This window comes from Kitasatospora purpeofusca (assembly GCF_000718025.1).
Taxonomy (GTDB): domain Bacteria; phylum Actinomycetota; class Actinomycetes; order Streptomycetales; family Streptomycetaceae; genus Kitasatospora; species Kitasatospora purpeofusca.
Map to the genome: position 1 here is coordinate 100,645 of NZ_JODS01000029.1, position 21,778 is coordinate 122,422.

The 21,778-nt window shown below is 76.0% G+C and carries 14 protein-coding genes; 4 read left to right on the forward strand and 10 right to left on the reverse strand.

Going from position 1 to position 21,778, the window contains the following annotated elements:
* Positions 1 to 37 precede the first annotated feature (37 nt).
* The 8 genes from IF01_RS0131385 to eccD form a co-directional block, all read right to left on the reverse strand.
* The gene (locus tag IF01_RS0131385) at positions 38 to 352 is read right to left on the reverse strand and encodes a hypothetical protein (protein ID WP_030396983.1); all 315 of its coding nucleotides are present in this window, start codon (positions 350 to 352) and stop codon (positions 38 to 40) included.
* Positions 345 to 785: a YbaB/EbfC family nucleoid-associated protein gene (locus tag IF01_RS44485; protein WP_051756576.1), complete on the reverse strand. Its 441-nt coding sequence runs from the start codon at positions 783 to 785 to the stop codon at positions 345 to 347. Before IF01_RS44485 ends, IF01_RS0131385 begins: the two co-directional genes overlap by 8 nt.
* A gap of 90 nt (positions 786 to 875) precedes the next feature.
* Complete coding sequence (locus IF01_RS51175) at positions 876 to 3,053, reverse strand: hypothetical protein (RefSeq protein ID WP_030396985.1); 2,178 nt, start codon at positions 3,051 to 3,053, stop codon at positions 876 to 878.
* Positions 3,054 to 3,151: 98 nt separating this feature from the next.
* Positions 3,152 to 3,544: a hypothetical protein gene (locus IF01_RS0131405; protein WP_030396986.1), complete on the reverse strand. Its 393-nt coding sequence runs from the start codon at positions 3,542 to 3,544 to the stop codon at positions 3,152 to 3,154.
* A gap of 5 nt (positions 3,545 to 3,549) precedes the next feature.
* Positions 3,550 to 3,858, reverse strand: coding sequence for a hypothetical protein (locus IF01_RS0131410; RefSeq protein WP_030396987.1), 309 nt, complete (start codon positions 3,856 to 3,858; stop codon positions 3,550 to 3,552).
* 44 nt (positions 3,859 to 3,902) lie between these two features.
* Positions 3,903 to 4,256, reverse strand: coding sequence for a hypothetical protein (locus IF01_RS0131415; RefSeq protein WP_030396988.1), 354 nt, complete (start codon positions 4,254 to 4,256; stop codon positions 3,903 to 3,905).
* A 130-nt stretch (positions 4,257 to 4,386) separates the two neighbouring features.
* Positions 4,387 to 5,847, reverse strand: a complete 1,461-nt coding sequence (gene eccB / locus IF01_RS0131420) for a type VII secretion protein EccB (RefSeq protein WP_030396989.1) — start codon at positions 5,845 to 5,847, stop codon at positions 4,387 to 4,389.
* 76 nt (positions 5,848 to 5,923) lie between these two features.
* Complete coding sequence (eccD, locus tag IF01_RS0131425; protein ID WP_030396990.1) at positions 5,924 to 7,297, reverse strand: type VII secretion integral membrane protein EccD; 1,374 nt, start codon at positions 7,295 to 7,297, stop codon at positions 5,924 to 5,926.
* A 296-nt stretch (positions 7,298 to 7,593) separates the two neighbouring features.
* Between eccD and eccCa the strand changes: the two genes are divergently transcribed.
* The 3 genes from eccCa (at position 7,594) to IF01_RS0131440 (ending at position 16,582) form a co-directional block, all read left to right on the forward strand.
* Entirely contained in the window at positions 7,594 to 11,661 is a 4,068-nt protein-coding gene (gene eccCa / locus IF01_RS0131430; protein WP_051756597.1) for a type VII secretion protein EccCa, read from the forward strand.
* Positions 11,662 to 11,742: 81 nt separating this feature from the next.
* Positions 11,743 to 15,090 carry a hypothetical protein gene (locus IF01_RS0131435; protein ID WP_030396992.1) on the forward strand — a complete coding sequence of 1,116 codons (3,348 nt, stop codon included), beginning with the start codon at positions 11,743 to 11,745 and terminating at the stop codon, positions 15,088 to 15,090.
* Between the two features lie 313 nt (positions 15,091 to 15,403).
* Complete coding sequence (locus IF01_RS0131440; protein WP_030396993.1) at positions 15,404 to 16,582, forward strand: Cmx/CmrA family chloramphenicol efflux MFS transporter; 1,179 nt, start codon at positions 15,404 to 15,406, stop codon at positions 16,580 to 16,582.
* A 100-nt stretch (positions 16,583 to 16,682) separates the two neighbouring features.
* Here the strand turns inward: IF01_RS0131440 and IF01_RS42580 are convergent, their stop codons facing one another.
* Positions 16,683 to 17,465: a hypothetical protein gene (locus IF01_RS42580; protein WP_157855400.1), complete on the reverse strand. Its 783-nt coding sequence runs from the start codon at positions 17,463 to 17,465 to the stop codon at positions 16,683 to 16,685.
* Positions 17,466 to 18,125: 660 nt separating this feature from the next.
* Between IF01_RS42580 and IF01_RS0131450 the strand changes: the two genes are divergently transcribed.
* Positions 18,126 to 21,299, forward strand: coding sequence for an AfsR/SARP family transcriptional regulator (locus IF01_RS0131450; protein ID WP_051756577.1), 3,174 nt, complete (start codon positions 18,126 to 18,128; stop codon positions 21,297 to 21,299).
* Here IF01_RS0131450 and IF01_RS0131455 read toward each other — a convergent pair.
* A complete protein-coding gene (locus IF01_RS0131455; RefSeq protein WP_030396995.1) occupies positions 21,288 to 21,773 on the reverse strand; it encodes a hypothetical protein in 486 nt (161 codons plus the stop codon). The genes IF01_RS0131450 and IF01_RS0131455 overlap by 12 nt on opposite strands.
* Between the last annotated feature and the right edge of the window lie 5 nt (positions 21,774 to 21,778).

The following is a 21,778-nucleotide window of genomic DNA, read 5'->3' on the forward strand; positions in this document are numbered from 1 at the left end:
GGTTGTGCGTGTGGTCGGGCCGTCGGCGACGGGTGGGTCAGAAGCCGTTGGCGAGGTCGTTGGCGTGGTCGCCGGCCCGGTCGAGGGTGACGGCGAGCAGTTCGCCGTTCTCGCCGACCGAACCCACGGTGGAGCCGATCTTCAGGAGCAGCTCGTAGAGGTTCTTGGTGCCGTCGTCGACCTGGGTGTGGTACTGCTTGCCGATCTCGTCGTTCCCGCCCACCCGCAGGTTGATCGCGTTGATGTGCTCGGCCTCGGTGGTGAGCTTGGCGACGTAGTCCTTGAGCTCGAAGAACTCGGCGAAGCTCTTCTTGAGCATCGCCGTCTTGGAGGTGGTGTTCGGGCTAACCACGGAACTCCTCCTGCCGGCCGGCCTTCTTCTTCTTCTCGTCGGCGTCGAATCCCGGACGCATCGCCCAGAGCGGTTCGAGGATCTCGTCCAGCTCGCTGCCGCCGGTCATCGAGAGCCGCAGCGTCTCGCCGATCCCGTCGAAGCGGGAGATCCGCTCGGCGACCTGCTTGCCGACGTCGGCCCGGGCCTCGTTGAGCACGTCGGTGAGGATCTTGGCGAGCTCGGCGGGGGCCATGTCGCGGTAGTCGTTGGTGTGGAAGGTGAGCGAGACGACCTGGCCCTGGGAGCCGACCTTGGCGGTGACCATCCGGTCCTTGGAGGTGACCGAGCCGGTGAGCTCGTTCATCTCTTGCTGCATCTCCTCGGCCCTGGCCAGCTCGGTCTGCATCTCGGCCATCGCCTGGGCGATCTGCTCCGCGAACGGGTTGCTCATGCGCTCTTTCCTCGTTTTCCTCGTGGTCGGGTGCGGGCGGCGTCCCGGACGCCGAGGACGTCCTGGACGTCCTCGGCGTCCGGGACGTCCTCAGCGTCCGATGACACCGCTCACGGCACCGGAGTCGGTGCCCCAGACCTCTTCGTCCTCCGCCAGCCAGGTGGTGCGGCGGCGGTCCTTCTCGTTGCCGGCCCCGCCCGCGCCGCCGCCCATGCCGCCGCCCGGCGGCATCATCGGCGGCATCCCGCCGGAGGAGGTCGCGGTCCGCTGGCCGGTCAGGGCGGCCTGTTCCTGGGCCGCGGCGCGGGCGGCCCGCTCGGCCGCGACGCGCTCGGCGTTGGCCTGGTCGACCGCGGCCTTGGTGACGGACGGGTCGCCACCGGCGGCCAGCGCCCGGTTGCTGACGCCGCCGCCCATGCCCGCGATCATCGGGCCGCCGCCGAGGCCGAGCGAGCTCCCGCCGCCCGAGCCGCCGGCGCCGAGGCCCATCGTGTTGTAGGAGAAGCCGCCGGCGCCGAAGCTGTTGGGCGACAGCAGGTTGGGGCCGCTGTCGTCGCCCGCCGCGGAGTAGCGGTCGGCGAGCAGCTGCCGGTTCTGCGAGACGGTGTTGCCCTGGCCGTCGCGCAGGACGCCGTCCGGACCGATGGTGTAGCCCGGGCCGGCCACCATCGGGTTGCCGGCCGCGTCCAGGACGGGGTTGCCGCTCTCGTCGACGATCCGCCCGTCCTTGGTGATGACGGAGGTCGGGGGGACCACCACGGGCCGGTTCGAGCTGGAGCCTCCGGGGAGGAGGTAGTCGGGCAGCGGGCCGGAGTTGAGGTCGGGGAACGGATTGCCGATGAGGTTGGGGCCGCTGCCGGAGTTGCTTCCGGAGTTGCCCGAGCCGCCGTTGCCGAGGTTGAGGTTCGGCAGGTTGCCGCTGCCTCCGCCGAGGTTCAGGTTCGGGTTGTTGCTGCCGCTGTTGCCCCCGATGTCACCGAGGTTGAGGTTCGGCTTGTTGCTTCCGCCTCCGCCGAGGTCCCCGGTGCCACCTCCGCCACCGCCGGCGCCCTTGATGTCCTTGATGTCGGGACCGCCGCCGAGGTTCTTGGTGTCCGGACCCCCGCCGAGGTTCTTGGTGTCCGGCCCGCCGCCGATGTCCTTGATGTCGGGAGGGCCGTCCTTCGTCGGGTCCTTGTCCTTGGTCGGGTCGTCCGGCGACGGGGTCTTCGCATCGGGCATGATCAGCGGGAACGGCTTCAGGGGCGTGGCGGCGTTGGTGGCGTTGCCGTAGGCCGTGCCGATGGCGGTCAGCGCGTCGTCGGCCGCCTTGTCGAGGATCTTGACGACGTTGGCGACCCAGATCTCCCGGGCCCGCTTGTCGACCTTCTTCCAGAAGTCGACCGTACCGGGGTCGCCGAACGGCGCCCCGGTGAGGGTGAACTTCAGCTTGCTGAGCTGGTCAGCCCTGCCGTAGGCGTCACCGGTACCGTCACCCACATCCTGGCGGCTGTGCCAGGTCGGCGTCCGCTCGCTGGAGTCGATCTTCAGCGTCGCGCCCTTGACCCCCTCCATCAGTGCGGCGGTGACCGTGTTCGTCGGCCAGGCCAGGGGCGTGTTCCACCACTCCTGGAAACCCTTCCACAGCGCCGCGAGCTGTGTGTCGAGGATGCCCTTGACCGGCGTCAGGAAGGAACCGACGTCGGCCAGCCGGATCATCCGGTTGTCCGCGTCGATCTCGTTGCGGAACGCCAACAGCAGGGCCCGCAGGGCGTTCGCCGAGCTGCCCTGCCAGTCGCCGTCCTCCTCCCCGATCCCCTTCACCCAGTCCGTCCCGATCTTGGTGATCCAGCCGTCGAGGAAGTAGGTGAAGTCCCGGAGGTTGTTCGCCGCCTTGGTGAAGCCGGCCGGGTCGAGCCGGTCGTTCGCCTTCGTCGTGCCGTCGATGAAACGCTCCAGCGGCGCCCTGCTGGCCGTCCAGGCCGCGAACTTGGCACCCGCGCCGTCGAGGTTCGCGTAGTTCACATTGGTGCCGATGACATAACTGGCGTGCCACTCCTTGGTGGCGGCGCCCACGGTGTAGGTGAAGTACCAGGCCACCCAGCTGTCGAGGGGGATGTCCTTGTAGCCCGCCTCCTCGATGCCCTGCCAACCGTTGTGGACCTCCACCTTGCGGACGTCGGTGTTGACCCACGGCTTCTCGTCGTCGCGCACCGACTCACGGGTGGCCGGCTTCGCGTCGGCCGACGACCCGAGGAAGGTCAGCGCGTCCTCCCAGATGTGCCCCATGGCATCCCCTCTCGCGGCCGAGCCCGACCGGACGTGTCGCGGGGCCGGCCCGTGCCCGGGCCGGCTCCGCCGTGGTGGCGGGGGATCCCCCGCCGGATCTACTTACCGGGGTTCAGGGTCCGCCCGGCCAGCTTCATGAACTGCGCGTAGTCCAGGGACTCGTCCAGCGCGTTGTTGAGCCAGCGGTCGGCGAGCTGGAGGTCGATGACCAGGGTCCCGAACTGGTCGACGACGGCCTGCAGCAGCTTGGCGACCGAGTCGTCGTACGCCTTCAGCGTGGTGGCCAGCGTGCCCGGCGCGGTGAAGTTCCCCGAGTTGTTGCCGGTCAGGAACGGCGTGCTGCCGTCGGCGTAGGCCCTGAGCTCCCGCACCGGCTGCGACACCTTGACGTCGTCGAGGAACTTCTTGATGGCCGTCTCGGAGAAGTTCTTCAGGAAGTTGTCGGTGACCTTGACGGTTCCGCCGTCGCCCTTGTCCTCCTCGTCCGCCATGCCGGTCAGCCCTGGACGTGGTCGAAGTGCGTGCTGGCCCTCATGTCCGCGTCCCTGATGGCGGTGCGGATCTCGGTGAGCGCGTTGTGGGCGTTGACGATCTTGCCGCGCATCGCCGCGTCCGCGTTCTCCAGCGTGGTCGCCAGGGTGCCGGCGGCCACCGAGAAGTCACCGATCAGCTCAACGTTGATCTTGCTGTTGAGGTAGGTCTTGAGCTCCTCCATCTGGCTGTGCATGGTCGCGGAATGCGCCTCCAGATCGTTGATCGCGGTGTCGACACCGGCGTAGTGGAGTGACATGTGGCCGTCGGTCATGATGGTTCCCTTCGGGTCGAACGGTCGGTGCGGAGGTCAGTCGGTCACTTCGGCGGGTTCAGGACGCCCTCGATGTAGCCGGCACGGCCGGGGTCGCCGCCCAGGCTGTTGTTCGCGATCGTCTGGGTGTGGTCGCCGGTCGCGGCGAAGATCTGGCTGGTGTCGCCGAACTTGCCGTGGAAGGCGTCGTAGTCCCGGCTGACCGCCGCGTACTGCGTCAGCCAGTCGTTGATGTTGTTCTGGAAGGTGGTGCTGGCCGCGCCCTCGAAGCTGTCCCGGATGGCGGTGTTGATGTCCTCGATGTACATCGCGGTCTGCCTCATCGCCGCGTACTTCGCCTCGACCTGGGTCCTGATGTCGTTCAGGACCTGCTGACTGACCGTCGTCTGCTGCGCCACGTACGTACCTCCTCCGGTGCCGCCGGCCGCTCCCGACCGGCGGGATTCGCCGCGGGCCGGTCGGACCGGCCCGTCAGGGTGAACGGGAGCACCCGGCCCGGCGGTTCACGTCGGCCGCCGACGCCTCGGCTCAGCGCGTGCAGCGCCCCTCGCCACCCGCCGCGGGCTGGACGATGCCGCCCGCCAGCGGCCCCGGGTCGAGGCTGGGACCGGTGGGCAGCAGGGACAGCACCCGCCCCGGCACCGCCGTCGGCGCGGCCTTCGGGTAACCGAGCCGCTCGGCCACCGCCGACGAGGCCAGCGGGTACTTCACGCCGGTGTCCGTGACCAGGTACAGGGTGCCGCCGAAGCCCGCCCCCGACACCGCCCGGACCAGCGCGCCGCCGCCGGGGCGCACCGCGATCCGGTCCGCCGGGGTGCAGCTGGGCAGCACCCCGGGCTGGAGCACCGGCGGCAGGCCGAGCACCGGCGAGGCGTCCAGCACCGCCACGTCCAGGTCCCCGCCGTCGGCGGCCGGCCGCAGCGCCGCGCACAGGGCCTGCTCGGCCCGGGGCGGCAGCAGCGCCGGGGGGCGGCCCGGCAGGCCCTCGGGGGCGAAGGCCGCCGCGGCGGAGGCGGGCGCGGTGTGCGCGACGAGGTCGGCCGCCCCGGCCGGGGCGGGTGCCACCTGGCCGTTGCCGTACGCCTCCTGCTGGGTCCGGGGTTCGCCCTGCAGCAGGGCGAACTGGGTGGCGGTGACGGCCACCAGGCCCTGTTCGGCCAGCACGTAGCGCTCCTCGCCGGTACCGGTGAACAGCTGCCCGACCTTGGTGGGACGGCCGGAGAGCACCGGGCCGTCCTTGCCCCGGCCCGGCACCTCCGGGGCCCGCAGCTCCGGACCGGCCGGGAACGCGGCCAGGAAGGAGGCGGTGACCGGGACGGGCACGGCGGCGGACCAGCCGAGCGCCCGGGCGGCGCCGCCCGCGGCGTCCACCGCGAACCGGCGGCCGTGCCAGAGCAGGTGCACGGCGCCGTCCGGACCGGTGACCAGGACGCCCTGCTCACCGGCCGGGCGGCCGGTCTGCCGGGTGCCGATCGCGACCGAGAGCTGCGGGGCGGCCTTGGCCGCCGCCGTCCCGGCGGTCGCGGTGCGCATCGTGCAGAGCAGCCAGTCGGCGCCGGCCGCGGCGGCCGGTGCGGGCAGGCCGTCCGGCGCACCGACGATGCCGACCGGCGTGCCGCGCGGGGCGCCGTCCAGCGAACGGGCCGACACCTGGTCGACCTTCAGCTGGTCACCGGCGAGCAGCCGCGCGCTGGCCTCGTTGAGCACCGGGTGGAGCAGGCCGCCCGCGAAGACGTAGCGGGCGCCGGACTCCTTGACCACCACCAGGGTGCCGGGCTGCTTCCAGCCGGTCGCGCCACCGGGTTTGATCAGGCCGTAGACGCCGGCCCCGGCACCGATCAGCAGCGCGACGGCCAGCCCGATCGCGGCGCCCCGGTTGGTCCGGCCCACGGGGGTGTCGGGGGCGTCCGGCTCGGCGCGCAGGACGCCGGCGGCGACCCGGCTCATCACGAACAGGTGGGCCTGCACCTGGTCCCGTCGGGACTGCATGCGGTGGTCCTCCTCGGTGCGGCGGCTGTGGCGTACGGGCGGGTGGTCGGCGGCGGGCGGGTGCGGCGTGGGCGGGTCAGCCCGCCAGGCCGCGCATCGCCCCGTAGAAGCCGAACACCTGGAGCGCGAGCGGCAGCAGGGCGAGCGCCGCGAGCGAGTGCAGCAGGTCCCCGGCCCGGCCCCAGTAGGGCAGCAGCCGGCGGCCCGGCACCGTCCACGCCGTCGCGCACAGACCGGTCGCGACGAGCAGCAGCACGACGAACACGACCAGACGCGCGACCGGCGCCGCGTCCCAGCCCGTGCGGGCGGCCAGCAGCCCGAGGCCCAGCGCGCCCGGCAGCAGCAGGGCGAGCCGCTGGCGCAGCCCGCCGATGTCGCGGGCGTGCAGCAGGAGCAGCACCGCCAGGTCGGCCGCCATCGCCGTCGGGCCCCAGCCGCCGTCCCGGGCCAGCGCCAGCACCGAGACCGTGGCCGCGCACACGGTGCCGACCGCGACGAAGAACCCGGCCAGGTAGCTGTCCGCGACCAGGCTGCGGGCGAGCACGTCCTCGGCCGGGAACGGCTCGATCTCCTCCTGGAGTTCGTCGGCGTTGCGGGGCAGCGCGGGCAGCCTCAGCCCGCCCAGCTTGAACGCCAGCCCGGGGACGAACGCGCCGAACAGCACGGCGACGGCGGCGAGCGCCGAGGCGATGTGGGTGGTGGGCGCGCCGGACACGGCGAGCGCCCCGGCGGCGAGCGCGAGCGAGGCCGCCACCAGCAGTCCGGCGAAGAACGGCCCGGACCGGACCAGCGCCAGCGCCAGCACGGTGGCGCCGACCGCCGCCGAACCGCCCGCCAGCAGCCGGGCCGGGCCGGTGACACCGGGCACCAGGGCGGCGGCCGCCGCGGCGTGGGCGATCCCGGCGGCGGCCAGCGCCGTACCGGCCGCGGAGTCGCCGATCAGCCGGGTCGCCGCCGCGCCCCCGGCCAGCAGCAGCAGCGCCACCACCGCGGCGGCGGCGCAGCGGGGCGCCTCCGGGCCGGGCAGGGCCAGCAGCAGCAGCCCGCCGGCCAGGGTGACCAGGGCGAGCACGAGCGCGAGCCGGCGGGTGACGGCGGGCCGCCAGGAGTCGCCGCGGGCGGCGGTGCCGGTGCGGACGCCGTCCACCAGGTCGTCGAAGTGCACCTCGGGCAGCGCGTCCTGGCCCGGGCGCAGGAAGAGCTCCTCGCCGTCGGCGAGTCCGAGCTCCTCCAGGGTGCGCTCCTCGTCGAGGGGCGCGCCGCCGAGGCGCTGGAGGATCCAGCCGGAGTGCTCGGTGCCGCTCTCCGTGACGTCGGTACCGGCGTAGCCGAGCACCGCCGGCAGCAGGTCGGCGAGGACAACGTCGCCGGGGAGGGCGAGTTCGAAGGCGGTCCCGGGGGCGCGGAACCTCAGCCGGACCAGCCCCGTCGCCACCGTGCTGCTGCTCACCTGTCGCGTCCTCCCGTGGAACCTGCCTGCCCGCTCTCCCGTCACAGGTACGGACGGCGGTGGCCGGACGGTTCACCGGGCAGGTCACGGCGCCCGCCCGGTGGACCCCCGGCCCGGCGGGCGCGGTGAACCGGCGGGGCCCCGCGGGCCGTAGGCCCGAGTGCGGCGTGGTCCGCGGGCGGCACGGCCCGGGCCGCCGGACCCCCCGTCACCGGCGGCGCCCCGGGCGCCGCGAGAGGAGAGCCCCGTTGAGCGTGGTCCTGGTCGATCGTCCGCCCCGGCGCCCCGGACCGGCGATGCCGGACGGCGAGCTCCAGTTGCAGGAGCCGCCGGTCCTTCCGGAGCAGCAGAGCGGCATGTCCAACATGATCGCCATGGCGCCGATGGCGCTCAGCTCGCTCTCGATGGTGATGATCTTCCTCAACCCGCAGTCCAGCGGCGGGCCGCTCACCTACGTGGCGATGGGCATGATGGGCCTGTCCGCCGTCGGCATGCTGGTGACCCAGCTGATCCGCGGCGCCAGCGACCGCAAGCGCCAGCTGCGTGGCGAGCGCCGGGACTACCTGCGCTACCTCTCCCAGGTGCGCCGCCAGGTCCGCCGCCACATCGTCAACCAGCGCCTCGCCCTGGCCTGGCGCCACCCCGACCCGGCCGCGCTCACCTCCCTGGTGCGCACCTCGCGGCTGTGGGAGCGGCGCGCCGCCCACCCCGACTTCGGCGATGTGCGGATCGCCACCGGCTCCCAGCGGCTGGCGGTCAAGCTCGCCCCGCTGGCCACCCAGCCGGTGGAGGACCTCGAACCGCTCTGCGCGCACGCGCTGCGCCGCTTCATCCACGCCTACGGCTCGATCGCCGACCAGCCGATCGCCGTCCACGTGCGCGGCTACGCCCATGTCCTGCTGCGCTGCGAGCACCCGGCGCCGGAACCGGAGACCGACCCGGACGAGGGCGAGGAGCTCGTCCTCCCCGCGCCGGCCGGCACGGAGCCCGGCGAGGCCGCCGACCCCGGGCCGGCCCGCGCGCTGGCCCGGGCGATGATCGCCCAGCTCGCGTTCTTCCACGCCCCGGACGAACTGCGGGTCGCGGCCGCCGTCTCCCCCGCGCTGCGCGCGGAGTGGGCCTGGCTGAAGTGGCTGCCGCACTCCCTGCACCCCACCGAGACGGACGGCGCCGGGCCGGTGCGCCTGGTCGCCGACTCGCTGCTGGAGCTGGAGCAGCTGCTCGGACCGGAGTTCGCCGACCGGCCGCCGTTCGAGCCGGAGACCCAGCCCGGCCGGGACGAGCCGTTCACCCTGATCGTCCTGGACGGCGTGAAGCTGCCCAGCGGCAGCCGCGCCCTGCTGGCCGGCTACCGCAACGCCGTGCTGCTGGACGTCTCCGGGGCGGTGGAGTGGAAGCACGCGCCGTTCCGGATGCGGCTGCGGATCACCGGCGACCGGCTGGACCTCGTCACCGCCGACCGCAACCGGCGCGACGAGGTCACCGCGCTCGGCCGCCCGGACGCCCTCGGCGCCGCCGCCGCCCGCCGCTACGCCACCACGATCTCCCCGTACCGGCTGGGCGACGCGATGGACGTCTCCGAGCCGCTCAGCACCGACTTCGACCTCACCTCGCTGCTGGGCGTCAACGACCTGTACCAGCACGACATCGCCCGCAGCTGGGCGGAGCGCCCGCGCGGCAAGCGCCTGCGGGTGCCGATCGGCGTCGGCGCGGACGGCAAGCCGGTGGAGCTCGACATCAAGGAGTCCGCGCAGGGCGGGATGGGCCCGCACGGCATGCTGATCGGCGCCACCGGCTCCGGCAAGTCGGAGCTGCTGCGCACCCTGGTGCTGGCCCTCGCACTCACCCACTCCTCCGAGACGCTCAACTTCGTCCTGGTCGACTTCAAGGGCGGCGCGACCTTCCTCGGCCTGGACCAGCTGCCGCACACCTCGGCGGTGATCACCAACCTGGCCGACGAGGCCGCCCTGGTCGACCGGATGCGCGACGCCCTGCACGGCGAGATGAACCGCCGCCAGGAGCTGCTCCGCTCGGCCGGCAACTACAGCTCGCTGCTGGACTACGAGACCGCGCGGGCCGCCGGCACCCAGCTCGACCCGCTGCCGACGCTCTTCGTCGTGGTCGACGAGTTCAGCGAACTGCTCTCCGCGCACCGCGACTTCATGGACCTGTTCATCATGATCGGCCGGCTCGGCCGCTCCCTCGGCGTCCATCTGCTGCTCGCCTCGCAGCGGCTCGACGAGGGCCGGATGCACGCGCTGGAGTCCCACCTGTCCTACCGGGTCGGCCTGCGCACCTTCTCCGCCATGGAGAGCCGCGGCGTGCTCGGCGTGCCCGACGCCTACCAGCTGCCCTCCCAGCCCGGCAACGGCATCCTGCGCAGCGACATCGCGACCCTCACCCGGTTCAAGGCCGCGTACGTCTCCGGGCCCTACCGCCGCCGGCGCGGCGCCGTCCAGCAGGCCGCCGTGGCCGGCCAGATCGTGGCCTACGGCACCGAGTACGTCGCCCCGCGCGACCCCGACCCCGAGGTGCTCGCCGCCGAGGAGGCCCGGGAGGCGGCCGAGGAGGACGCCCCGAACCTGCTGGACCTGGCGGCCGCGCGGATGCTCGACGCCGGCCCGCCCGCCCACCAGGTCTGGCTGCCGCCGCTGGACACCCCGCCCACCCTGGACGAGCTGCTGCCGCCGCTCACCCCCAGCACCCGGCACGGACTGGCCCCCGACGGCCGCCCCGCAGTCGGCACCCTGACCGTGCCGGTGGGCGTGGTGGACCGCCCGTTCCAGCAGATGCGCGAGCTGCTCACCGCCGACCTGTCGGCCGCCGGCGGGCACGTCGGCGTCGCCGGCGGCCCGCAGAGCGGCAAGAGCACCCTGCTGCGCACCCTGATCGCCGGACTGGCGCTCACCCACACCCCGCAGGAGGTCCAGTTCTACTGCCTGGACTTCGGCGGCGGCACGCTCTCCTCGCTCCGCGGCCTGCCGCACGTCGGCGGCGTCACCGGGCGCCACGACCCGGAGCGGGTCGGCCGCACCGTCGCCGAGGTCAACGCCGTCATCGCGCGCCGGGAACTGCGCTTCGCCCAGCTGGGCGTCGACTCCATGGCGACCTTCCGCCGCCGCCGGGCCGCCGGCGACCCGGAGCTCGCCGACGACCGGCACGGCGACGTGTTCCTGGTCGTCGACGGCTGGGGCACCCTGCGCCAGGAGTTCGCGGACCTGGTGGCCGCGCTGACCCCGATCGCCTCCCGGGGCCTCAACTACGGCGTGCACCTGGTCGTCGCGGCCTCCCGCTGGGGCGAGATGACCACCGGCGTACGGGACCAGTTCGGCACCCGGTTCGAGCTGCGGCTCGGCGACCCCATCGACTCCATGATCAATATGCGGGCCGCCGAGACCGTCCCGCACAGCCCCGGCCGGGGCCTCACCAAGGAGCGGCTGCACTTCCTCGGCGCCCTCCCCCGGATCGACGGCCGGGGCGGCTCCGACGACCTCGCCGACGGCATCGCGGACCTCGTCGACGCCCTCAACGAGCACTGGAGCGGCCCCCGCGCGCCCGAGGTGCGGATGCTGCCGCTGCTGCTGGACGCCTCCTCCCTGCCCGCGCCCGAGGGCCGGCTGCGGATCGCCCTCGGCCTGGAGGACACCGCGATCTCGCCGCTCTGGCACGACTTCGAGGAGTCGCCGCACCTGCTGGTGGTCGGCGACAGCGAGAGCGGCAAGACCAACCTGCTGCGGCTGCTGGTCGACGGCATCACCTCCGCCTACACCCCGGCCGAGGCCCGGATCATGCTGGTCGACTTCCGGCGCGGGCTCTACGAGAGCGTCCCGGAGGAGTACCGGCTCGGCTACGCCGTCTCGGTGGACATCCTCAAGCAGGTCGTCACCGGCGCGGCCCGGGCCATGGAGGCCCGGCTGCCCGGCGAGGAGATCAGCCCGGCCCGGATGCGGCTGCGCGACTGGTGGACCGGACCGGAGCTGTTCGTGATCGTCGACGACTACGACCTGATCCCCGGCCAGATGGGCTCCGGCCCGTTCGGCCCGCTCCTCGAACACCTGGCGCAGGGCACCGAACTCGGCCTGCACCTGATCGTCGCCCGCTCCGCCAACGGCATCGGCCGCGCCTACAGCGACCAGTTGCTGCGCCGGCTCCAGGACGTCAACACGCCCGTCACCCTGCTCTCCTGCCCGCCCAGCGAGGGCACGCTCTTCGGCAGCATCAAGCCCCGGGTGCTGCCGCCCGGCCGGGGTCTGCACATCACCCGGCGTCGGACGGTCCAGGTGCAGACCGGTCTGATGCCCGATCCGGAGCCGGAGCCGGAGCCGGACCCCGCCGGGGCGGCGGAGCCGTCGGCGCGGGCCTGACGGCCCCCGGACGGAGCGGCCGCGGCCCCCGCCGGACCCCCGGGTGAACCGGGCGCCCGGCCGGGGCCGTAGTCCTGGACGATGAGCCTCTCCCGCACCGGTGCGCGCTCCGGCGACCCCGCACCCCCGGCCGAGCCCCGCCGCCGCTTCGGACTGCGGCGCGGGGCGCAGCGCGCGCTGCCCGCCGGGGACACCCCCGCCGCGTCCGGCCCCGCCGCGACCCTCCCGGTGCCGGCCCCCGCCCGCGCCGCGGAACCGGGCCCGTCGGTGCTCCGCGAGGTCGGCCCGCACTTCGTGATCGCCTCCGCCACCGCCCACCCGAGCGAGCTGAAAGCCGCCATCGGCGCCCTGCGGCCCGTCCCCGACGCCGTCGTGGTGATCGCCTCCGCGCCGGACTCGGCCAAGGTCCTGCGCGACCGGATGACCGACCTCGGGGTGATCACACGCGCCCGGGGCGCCACCCACCTGGTGCTCGCCGCCTCCGGACTGGCCGCCCTCGCCCCCAACGGCCGCCGCCCGGCCGAGGTCGTCGCCGAACGCTCCGGGGTCCCGGTCGTCGCCCCGGACGGCCTGGTGGAGATCACCCCGGCCGGCCACCTCACCGTCAACGACCCCGAGGGCGCGGTCGCACGCTCCTCCTGGTGGCGGTGCGAACCCGGCGAGCAGCCCCGGCGGGTGGCGGGCACGATCGGCGCCGTCGCCCCCGTGGAATCGCGGCGCACCCGACCGACCGCCTTCGTCGAACCGCCCGCCGTTCCGGCCCCCGCCGCCGTCCGGGGCCGGGCGAACGCCGTCCGCGTCCTGCGGCTGCCGGCCGGCTTCTGGCTCACCGACCCGACCGACCCGGCCACCACCCCGCTGCCCGACCTGCGGCTGGCGGCCGCCGCACCCGGCACCGCCGTCATCGTGATCGGCACCCCGACCCGGCCCGTCCTGCTGCCCGAGGACGTCGCCGAGACCGTGCTCTCCCTGCCGCTCGGCTCCGACCGCCCCCTGATCAGCGCCCCGTGGGCGGCCCCCGACGAACTCTCCGCGCTCACCGGCGCGCTGACCGCCCGTACCGCCCGGCCGGTGCAGGCCGCGATCGGCCTGCCCGTCCTCGGCCACGGCGGCCCCACCTCGCGGGTGCTGGACCGCGAGGGCCGGATCGGGTGGGAGCCGTTCCTGCTGCGCCTCTCCTCCGCCCCCGGCTGCCCGACCACGCCCGCCGCCTGGCGCAACGGCGGCGCCGACTGGCGGACCGCCGGGCCCGGGGTGTTCCAGGCGTTCCCGTACTGGGCGCTGGAGGCCGTCCCGGCCGGGCTGTGGCTCCGCCCCGAACCGCCGCACGTGCTCACCCCGCGCTTCCGCCGGCCCGAGCCGAGCCGCCCGCTGCTGATCGTCGGGGAGCGGGACCGCCCGGTGCCCGCCGACGCCTTCGAGGAGCTGGGCGCCCTCCTGGGCCGGCTGCCCGCGGTCGGCGCCGAGGGCTTCGGCCTGCTCGTCCACGGGCTGCTGGAGCCCGACGCCGAGACCGTCGGGCGGTTCGTCGCCCGGACGTACGAGCTGGAGTGGCTCGGCGCCGAGCAGCCGGCGGGCGGCCCGCCCGCCGTCGCGCCGGTGTCGTACGGCATCGGCGGCACGGACGCGGCCCGGCGCGGGGCGTCGGTCGCCGCGCCGGTGGCCGCAGCGGTGACCGCGCCCACGGCCGCCCGGACCGCCGCGGCCGTCGGCGGAGCGGGGCCGCAGGCGCCCGCCGCGCTGGGGCCCGGCGCCGCCGCCCCTTCCGCGCACCGGGTACCGGCCGTCCCCGGACCGGCCGTCCCCGACGGGTCGCGGACCGCCTCGCGCGGCGAACTGCCGACCGGTCACCGGGTGCCACCCGTACCGGACACCGAAGGTGCGACGGGTGCCGGGGACGGCATCGGGGCCGGGCCCGGGAGCCGGTTCGAGTCGCAGGCCGAGGCCCCGTTGCGACACCGGATGCCGCCCGTTCCCGAAGCCGGGACCGAAGCCGGGACCGAAGCGGAGACCGGGGCCGGGGTGGAGAGCCCGTTCGCGTCCCAGGCCGACCCCCGGGCCCGGCACCGGGTCCCCGCCGAGCCCGGGACCGCCTCCGGTCAGGAGCCCGGACCCGAGGCCGAACCGGCGCCGGTCCCCCTGCCCACGCCCGTCCGGGCCACCGGTGCGCCCGCCACCGGCAGCCTCGCCGGGACGGGAGCGCCGCCCCGGCGGGTCCCCCTGGCGAGCGCCGGCCCGGCCACCGACCCCGCCACCGGCGCGGGCGCACCGTCCTCAGCCGGGAGCGCCACCGCCGGATCAGGGGCCGGCCCGTCCGGCTCCGCCCCCGGCGGCCGGACGGGTGCGCCGGGCGAGCCTGACGGCCCGCCGGTCCGGACCCCCGACGTCCCCCCGCTCGCACCGACCGCACCGCTCCCACCGACCGCACCGACCGCCGGACCGGAGCCCGAACCCGCGCCGCCGTCCGAGCCGGCCTCCGAGCCTGCGGTCGCACCGCCGGTCGCGGCCGCACCGCCCGGGACGGCCGCCGAGGCACCGGCGGCCGTCCCGGAACCCGCACCGGAACCGGCCCCGGCCCGGTACTTCGGCCTGGACGACAGCCCGCCCCCGGTGACCGCGAGCACCGCCACCGAGCGCGACGCCGTCCGCGCCCTGCTCGGCGACCACTACCACCGCTGCACCGGGCGGCTGGACCAGCTCGCCACCCGGCTCCCCGGTCTGCGCTCCACCTCGCAGGACGACTTCAAGCCCGACCTGGCCGCCGTCCTGCTCCACCACACCGACGCCGGTGTGCCCGCGACCCGTGCCGCCCTGATCGCGGCCGCGCGGTCCGGGGACCCGGAGCTGCGGCCGTTCCTGCGCTGCCTCGGCTCCGGTCTGCGCCGGCTGCCGAGCCATCACGGCGCGGTGCTGCTCGGCGCCGGGGCCGGTCTCGACCCGGAGTCCGTACTGGCGCACTACCCGACCGGCCGACAGTTCCGGGAACCGGCACCGCTGGCCGGGCTGACCGCGCCGGGCGCCGAACTCCCGGGCTCTTCCGTGGAGTTCCTCGTCTGGTCGGCCACCGGCCGACGCACCTCCGTCTTCGACCCGACCGACGGCCCGGCCCAGGCGGCGTTCCCGCCGGGCACGGCGTTCACCGTGGTCGGCCAGGTGCCGGCCGACGGCGACCGCCCGGCCTGCGTCCTGCTGCGCGAATCGGGCGGCGATCCGTCCGAGCGCAACCGCAACTCGCTGACCCGGCTGCGCGCGTGGCTGGAGCGGCGGGCGGCGATGCCCCCGGCCGAACGCCCCCGGGCCGAGTCCCCCGAGCGCTTCCACCTCACCCCGGGCGTCCACCTCGACACCCCCGAACCGCCGGACCCCGCCCCCGAGGGCCCGGAGGATCCCGAGCACCCCGACGCCCCGGACACCGCCACGGCCGCCTGAGCGCCCACCGCTCGACCCGGGCCCGGCCGACGAGCGGCCCGGGCCCGACCGCCACGGGCCACGGCGTCGACGACACCCCGACAGCTGTGAAAACCGGGGTGCCCCGAGGGCCGCGGTCGGGTACCGTGCGGGCCATGTCGAGTCCCGAGTCGGACACGGTGGGGGCTTTCGGTCACGCCGTCAGCCCCCTGAACCACTGAGTTCGTAGTCCTGCCGTCCCGCCGCGTTCCGCGGCCGGACGAGCGCGCCCCTGGGTGCTGACCGCGGTGACGGGTTGACCTTCCCGTGCTTCTCCTCACCTCGGAGCCCTTCGATGCCCCTCCCGCTGTATCTGCTCGCCCTGGCCGCCTTCGCCATGGGCACCTCGGAATTCATGCTCGCCGGCCTCCTGCCGGACATCGCCCCCGACCTCGACGTGACGGTCGGGACAGCAGGCGCGCTCACCTCGGCATTCGCGATCGGCATGGTCGTCGGTGCCCCGCTCGTGGCCGGGCTCGCCCGCAACCGGCCCGGACGTTCCGGCCTCGCGGGGTTCGTCCTGGTGTTCCTGACCGCCCACGTCGTGGGCGCCGCCACGTCGAGCTTCCCGCTCCTGGTGGCGACCAGGGTGGCCGCGGCACTCGCCTACGCGGGGTTCCTCGCCGTGGCCCTGACGACCGCCACCACGCTGGTCCCGCCCGATCGGAAGGGACGCGCGCTCGCCGTCCTGTTGTCGGGGACCACGGTGGCCGCGGTCGCCGGTGTCCCCGGCGGGGCGGTGCTCGGCACCTTGTTCGGCTGGCGTGCCACGTTCTGGGCCGTCGCCGCCGTCTGCCTGCCCGCGGTCATCGGCATCGCCACCGGGATCCCGGCGCGACGTGTGCGGACGGCCGCCGCCGACGGCCCGGCCCTGCGATCGGAACTCGCGCAGCTCAAAAGGCCTCGGCTGCTCCTGGTCATGCTGCTCGGCGCCGTGGTGAACGCGGCGACCTTCGCCGGCTTCACCTTCCTCGCGCCCGTCGTGACCGACACCGCCGGGCTGGGCGAGCTGTGGATCCCGGTCGTGCTGGCGCTCTTCGGCGCCGGTTCCTTCGCCGGGGTCACCGTCGCCGGCCGGTTGTCCGACCGGCACCCCGGTCCGGTCGTCGCGGTCGGCGGTGCGCTGCTGCTCGTCGGCTGGCCGGCCCTGGCCCTGCTGGCCGACAGGCCGGCCGCGCTGCTCGCCCTCGTCTTCGTCCAGGGCGCGCTGTCGTTCGCGCTCGGAAGCACGCTGATCACGCGGGTGCTCTACGAGGCGGCGGCGGCGCCCACCATGGCCGGCGCCTACGCGACCGCCGCGCTCAACGCGGGCGCTGTCGTCGGGCCCCTCGTCGCCGCGACAACCCTCGGCACAGCGGCCGGGGAGCTCGGGCCGCTGTGGGCCAGCGGACTCCTGGTCCTGGTCGCGCTGCTGGTCGCGTTCCCCCTGCGCGGTGTGATCGCAGCGGACCGGAGCAGCGAGGTGCTCCGGTGACCGCCCGCCGACGCCCCGTCGGGCGTCACTCCGCCGCCGGGGACCGTCCTCCCGTCCCACGCCTCCGTGCGGGCGTCACCGACGTCGTGGTCGGCGACATCTAGCGGCCGCTCCCCCATGCCTCGGCACCCGCCACCGGCGCCGCCCGCTCGGCCTCCACCGGCCGGGCCTGCAGCGGCCTGGCCTCCAGCGCCCGCCCCTGCACCTCCCGGGCGGTCGGCGCGGGCCACACCGCCGGGGCCACCCGGCCGGTCGGCAGCCGGCCCGCCTCCACCGGGACGGCGTTCAGCAGGGCCCGCTGGCCGGCCTCCGCGGCCCGCACCCCCGGCACCGGCCGCGCGGCCGGTGCCGGGGACACCGCGGGCATCGCGGGCATCGCGGGCACACCCGGCATCGCGGGCACACCCGGCATCGCGGGCACACCCGGCATCGCGGGCACGCCGGGCACCGCCCCGCCGACCGTGCCGAGGCCCGCGCCGGAGCTGGTCCGCATCCCGCCGCGGACCGCCGGGCCCACCGCCTCGGCGGCGGCCGGGGCCGCGCCCGGACGCTCGGCCACCGTCGCGGAGAGCCGCAGCACGAAGTTCCGCTCGGTCGGGTCGCCGTTCGGCCAGTCGCAGTCCTTGCTGCGCAGGATCCGGCTGCGCAGGCCGCCGGAGGTCTGCCACGGGTACGGCAGCACCCGGACGTTGGGCCGCCAGCCCACGCCCGGGACGCAGTGCTGCAGCTCCAGCTCCCACTCCTCGGCCTGCACGTCCAGCGAGGCCCCGGGCCTCCCCTCCAGCACGAACGTGCCGTACGGGGTGCGCACCACCGCGCGCTGCTCGTAGTAGGCGTCCTTGTCGAGCACGGTGATCCGCAGCGGCCCGTTCATTCGCAGCATGGTGGCCCTTCCCGGCGGTCGAAACTCTCGGAACCGCGACGGCCCCGCACTCTGATCGACGGGGCGCCCGGAGGCCCGGGTTCACCTCCCGACGACAGGTGAACCCCGGGTGGACGTTCGTCCGTTGAACTCGGGAGACGGGTCGTCCGGATTTCGCCCCGGAGCCCCGCGGCCGGTCCGGGGGCCCGCTCGGGCGTTCCCGTTCGGGCAGCCCGGCAGGCGCGATCGCGCACACCTGCCGAACCGCCGGGCACGCGCTCCGCCCTGACGGTCCGCGCCACTGGGATCCCGCTCCCGGGCCGCAGGTCCCGGCCGCCGCCGCCGGACCCTCGCGCAGCGCCGCCCGCACCCGCCGCCGCGGCACCCGACCCGCCCGGCGGCCCCTTCGTCAGCACGCGGACGACAGTGCCTCACCGGCGGCGCGACGGCGGACCCCGGCGGCGCGACGGGCGGACGCACCGTCCGCCGCCGACCGGGGGACGCCCCCGCGCGCGCCCGCGGGGACCACGAACCGGCTGCCGTCAACCCCCCGGTCGGACAGATACCCACCATTCCCGAAATCGCACACCGAACGTCACAAGACGAACCTCCAGCGTGGCTAGACTGCGCCCCGCACAGGGATGGAAACCCTCGTCCACCCGCTCTCACCAGGGAGGATCCGTGTTCGTTCGGCTGCTGGGCCCGGTGGAACTGCGGACCGCCGACGGCCGGTCCGTCGAGCCCGCCGCCGCCAAGCGGCGCGCCACGCTGGCCCTGCTGGCGCTCGAACTCGGCCGCACCGTCCCGGTCGGACGCTTCTTCGAACTGCTCTGGGGTGACGCGCCGCCGGCCCGGGCCCGGGCCACGCTGCAGGGCCACATCGCCGCGCTGCGCAAGCTGATCGCCGGTTCGGGCCTCGTCCTCTCCACCCGTCCGCCGGGCTACCGGCTGGACGGTCCGGCGGACGCGGTGGACTCGCTGCTGTTCGAACGGCTGGTCGCCGACGCCGCCGACCGGAGCGCCCCGGACGGCGACGAGGCGGCGGCCGGGCTGCTGCGCCGGGCGCTCTCCCTGTGGCAGGGGCCCGCCGCGCTCGCCGACCTGCCCGAGACCGACCTGCGGGACGCGCTCGCCGACCGGCTGCGGAAGGACCGCACTCTCGCGCTGGAGGCCTGGGCCGACCGGCTGCTCCGGCTCGGGCTGGGCGCGGACGCCGTGCCCGAGCTGGACCGCGCCGCCGAGGCCGACCCGTGGAACGAGGCGCTGGCCGCGCGGCTGGTGCTCTGTCTGCAGCAGTCCGGTCGCTCGTGGGACGCCCTGAACGCCTATCACCGCACCCGCCGCCGGCTCGCCGCGGACCTCGGCGTCGGGCCGGGCAGCGCGCTGCGGTCGGCGGTGTCGGGGGTGCTGTCCGAGGACCCGGCACGACGCCCGGCGACGACAACGACTCCCGGGCCGGTCCGCATCCTCGGCCGGCCCCGCCCCGGCACCGCACCGGCGACCACCCGCCCGGCCGCTGTCGCCCCGACAACCGCCGCCCGGCCCACCACCGCCCCGGCCGTCCGGCCGCCGACGGCGGTGCCGTTCGCGAGCTGCAAGTCGACCCCCCGCCCCTCCGGCGGCGGACGCCCGGCAGCCGCCCGGCCCGCACCCGCGTCCGCCGAGCCCGTCGCGCCCACCGCTCCCCCGGCCCCGGCCCCGACCCCCGCCCGGGCGACCGCCGCCCCCGACCAACTCCCCCGCCCGGCAGCCGGTTTCGTCGGCCGCGCCCCCGAACTCGCCTGGCTCTCGGACCGGTTGCGCGGCTCGGACCGCATCGACCCGGACCGCGCCGCCCCGGACGCCGTCGGCACACCCGACACACCCGGCGCACCCGGCGCACCCGGCGCCGCCCCCCTCGCCGTCCTGGTCGGCCCGGCCGGCACCGGCAAGACCGCCACCGCCCTCCGCTGGGCGCACGACGCGGCCGCCGCCTACCCCGACGGACGGCTCCACGCCGACCTCAACGCCTTCGGCCCCGGACGCCCCGCCGACCCCGCCGCCGTCCTCGGCCGGTTCCTGCACGCCCTGGGCGTACCGGAGTCCGAACTGCCCGCGGACCGCCCGGCCCGCGCCGCGCTGTACCGCTCGCTCAGCCGCGACCGCCGCCTGCTGGTGGTCCTGGACGACGTCGCGGACGCCGGGGACCTCACCGACCTGCTGCCCGCCGGTCCCGGCTGCGCGACCGTGGTCACCAGCCGCAGCACCCTGGCGGACCTCGTGGTCACCGAGGGCGCCGCCCTGCTGCGCCTCGGCCCGCTGCCCGCCGAGGAGGCCGGGCACCTGCTGGAGCACCTGCTCGGCCGCCCCCGGGTGGCCGCCGAACCGGAGGCCGCCGCCCGGCTCGCCGAGCTCTGCGGACGGCTGCCGCTCGCCCTGCGGATCGTCGCCGCCCGGCTGGCCACCCACCCCGCCTGGGCGGTCGCCGACCTGCTGCCCGAACTCGACGACGAGCGGACCAGGCTGCACGCCCTGGACACCCGGGGCAGCAGCAGCCTGCGCGCCGCGCTGGACCGGACGCTGCGCCACCTGACCGGTACGGCGGCCCACCTGCTGGCCCTGCTCGCCGTCCACCCCGGCCGGGAGACCGACGTGCCCGCCGCGGCCGCACTGCTCGGCGCCGGCCCGGACGAGGCCCGGGACGCGCTGGCCGCCCTGGCCGCGCACCACCTGCTCACCGAGATCGCGCCCGGCCGCTACCGCCGCTGCGACCTGGTCCGGCTCTACGGGGCCGAACTCCTCGACGAGCGGCACGCGTCCGAGCACGCCACCGCCACCGCCGCGCTGGCCGACCACTACCTGGCGACGGTGGCGCACGGCGCCGCCCTGCTCCAGCCCGCCCCGGGCGCCGCCGGTCCCACCGGCACCGGCCCCGGCGGCCCCGTCGGCCCCGGCGGCCCCGTCGGCCTCGGTGGCCCGCCGCCGAGGTCCGGCGGCCGCCGCGCCGCCCGGCCCCATCTGCCCACCGTCCGCTCGATCCTGGACTGGTTCCAGGCCGAGGAGCCCGCCGTCCGGGGCCTGGTCTCAGCCGCCGCCGAGAGCGGCGACCACGACCGCGCCTGGCGGCTCGCCTACCGCGCCGACGGCCTCTACTACAGCGTCGGGCGCCGCCCGGACCGGCTGGCCTGCCTGCGGACCGGACTCGACGCGGCCGGCCGCACCGGCGATCCCGCGGCGGTGGCCGCGATGGAGGCCGTCACGGCCCGCGCCCTGAGCGGCCGGGGCCGGACGGTGGAGGCGCACCGGCTGGCCCTCCGGGCGGTCGACCGCAGTTCCGGCACCGACGACGCGGTCCGGGTGCAGGCGCTCACCGTGCTGGCCGTGACCACGGCGGCCGGCGGCCGACCCGACGAGGCGGTCCGGCTCGGCGAGCGGGCGATCGCCCTCGCCGAGACGCACGGCCACGCCGAGCACGCCCCCTACGCGCTCAGCAACACCGCCGGCCTGTACGGCCTGGCCGGCGATCCGGCCCAGGCGCTGCGCCGGGCCCGGGAGGCCAGGTCCCTGCTCGTCGAGCACCCGCTGGCCGTGTTCCACCTCTCCGCGATGATCAACGAGGCGCACGCCCTGCAACTGCTCGGCCGCCACGGCGACGCGGAGGAGGCCTGGCGGCAGACGGTGGAGCGCTGCCGGTTCGCCGGCGCCGTCCATCTGCACGCGGTGGCCGAACGCCACTTCGCCGACTTCCTGCTGGCGACCGGCCGCACCCCGGAGGCCGTCGGCACCCTGCGGGCGGCGCGCGGCCTGTACGGGCGGCTCGGCGACACCGCGATCGTCAGCGAGCTGGACCGGCGGCTGGCGGTGTTAGCCGGCTGAGGCGCGTCCGGACTCCGGGTCCCCCACCCCGGACTCCCCCGTCGACTCCGCCTCCCCCCTCGGCCCGGCGGTCAGCTCGGCCGTCAGCATCGTGACGCCGTCCTCACCGAAGCGGTGCAGCAGCAGCGCCACCCACTCCACGGCCTCGGCCCGTTCCCGCGCCGTCCACGCTCCCGCCGACGGGTGCTCGTCCACCACCAGGGCCTCGGCGATCAGCCGCAGCCCCTCCGGCGCCGCCGGCGGCGGACCGTCCGGCTCCGGACCGGCCCCGGCCAACCGCCGGGCGGCCGCGACCACCACCGCCCCGGCGGCCGGGGGCACCGCCCATCCGCCGTCGGCAGGTTCCCCGCCGCCGGACCCGTCCTCGCCGGGCCGCTCCGCCGCGAGCCACCCCGCGACCAGCTCCCGGACTCCCGCCCCACCCACCGCTTCCGCCATGGCGGCCAGCTTGCCAGGACCGCGTCCCGAGGTCATCACTG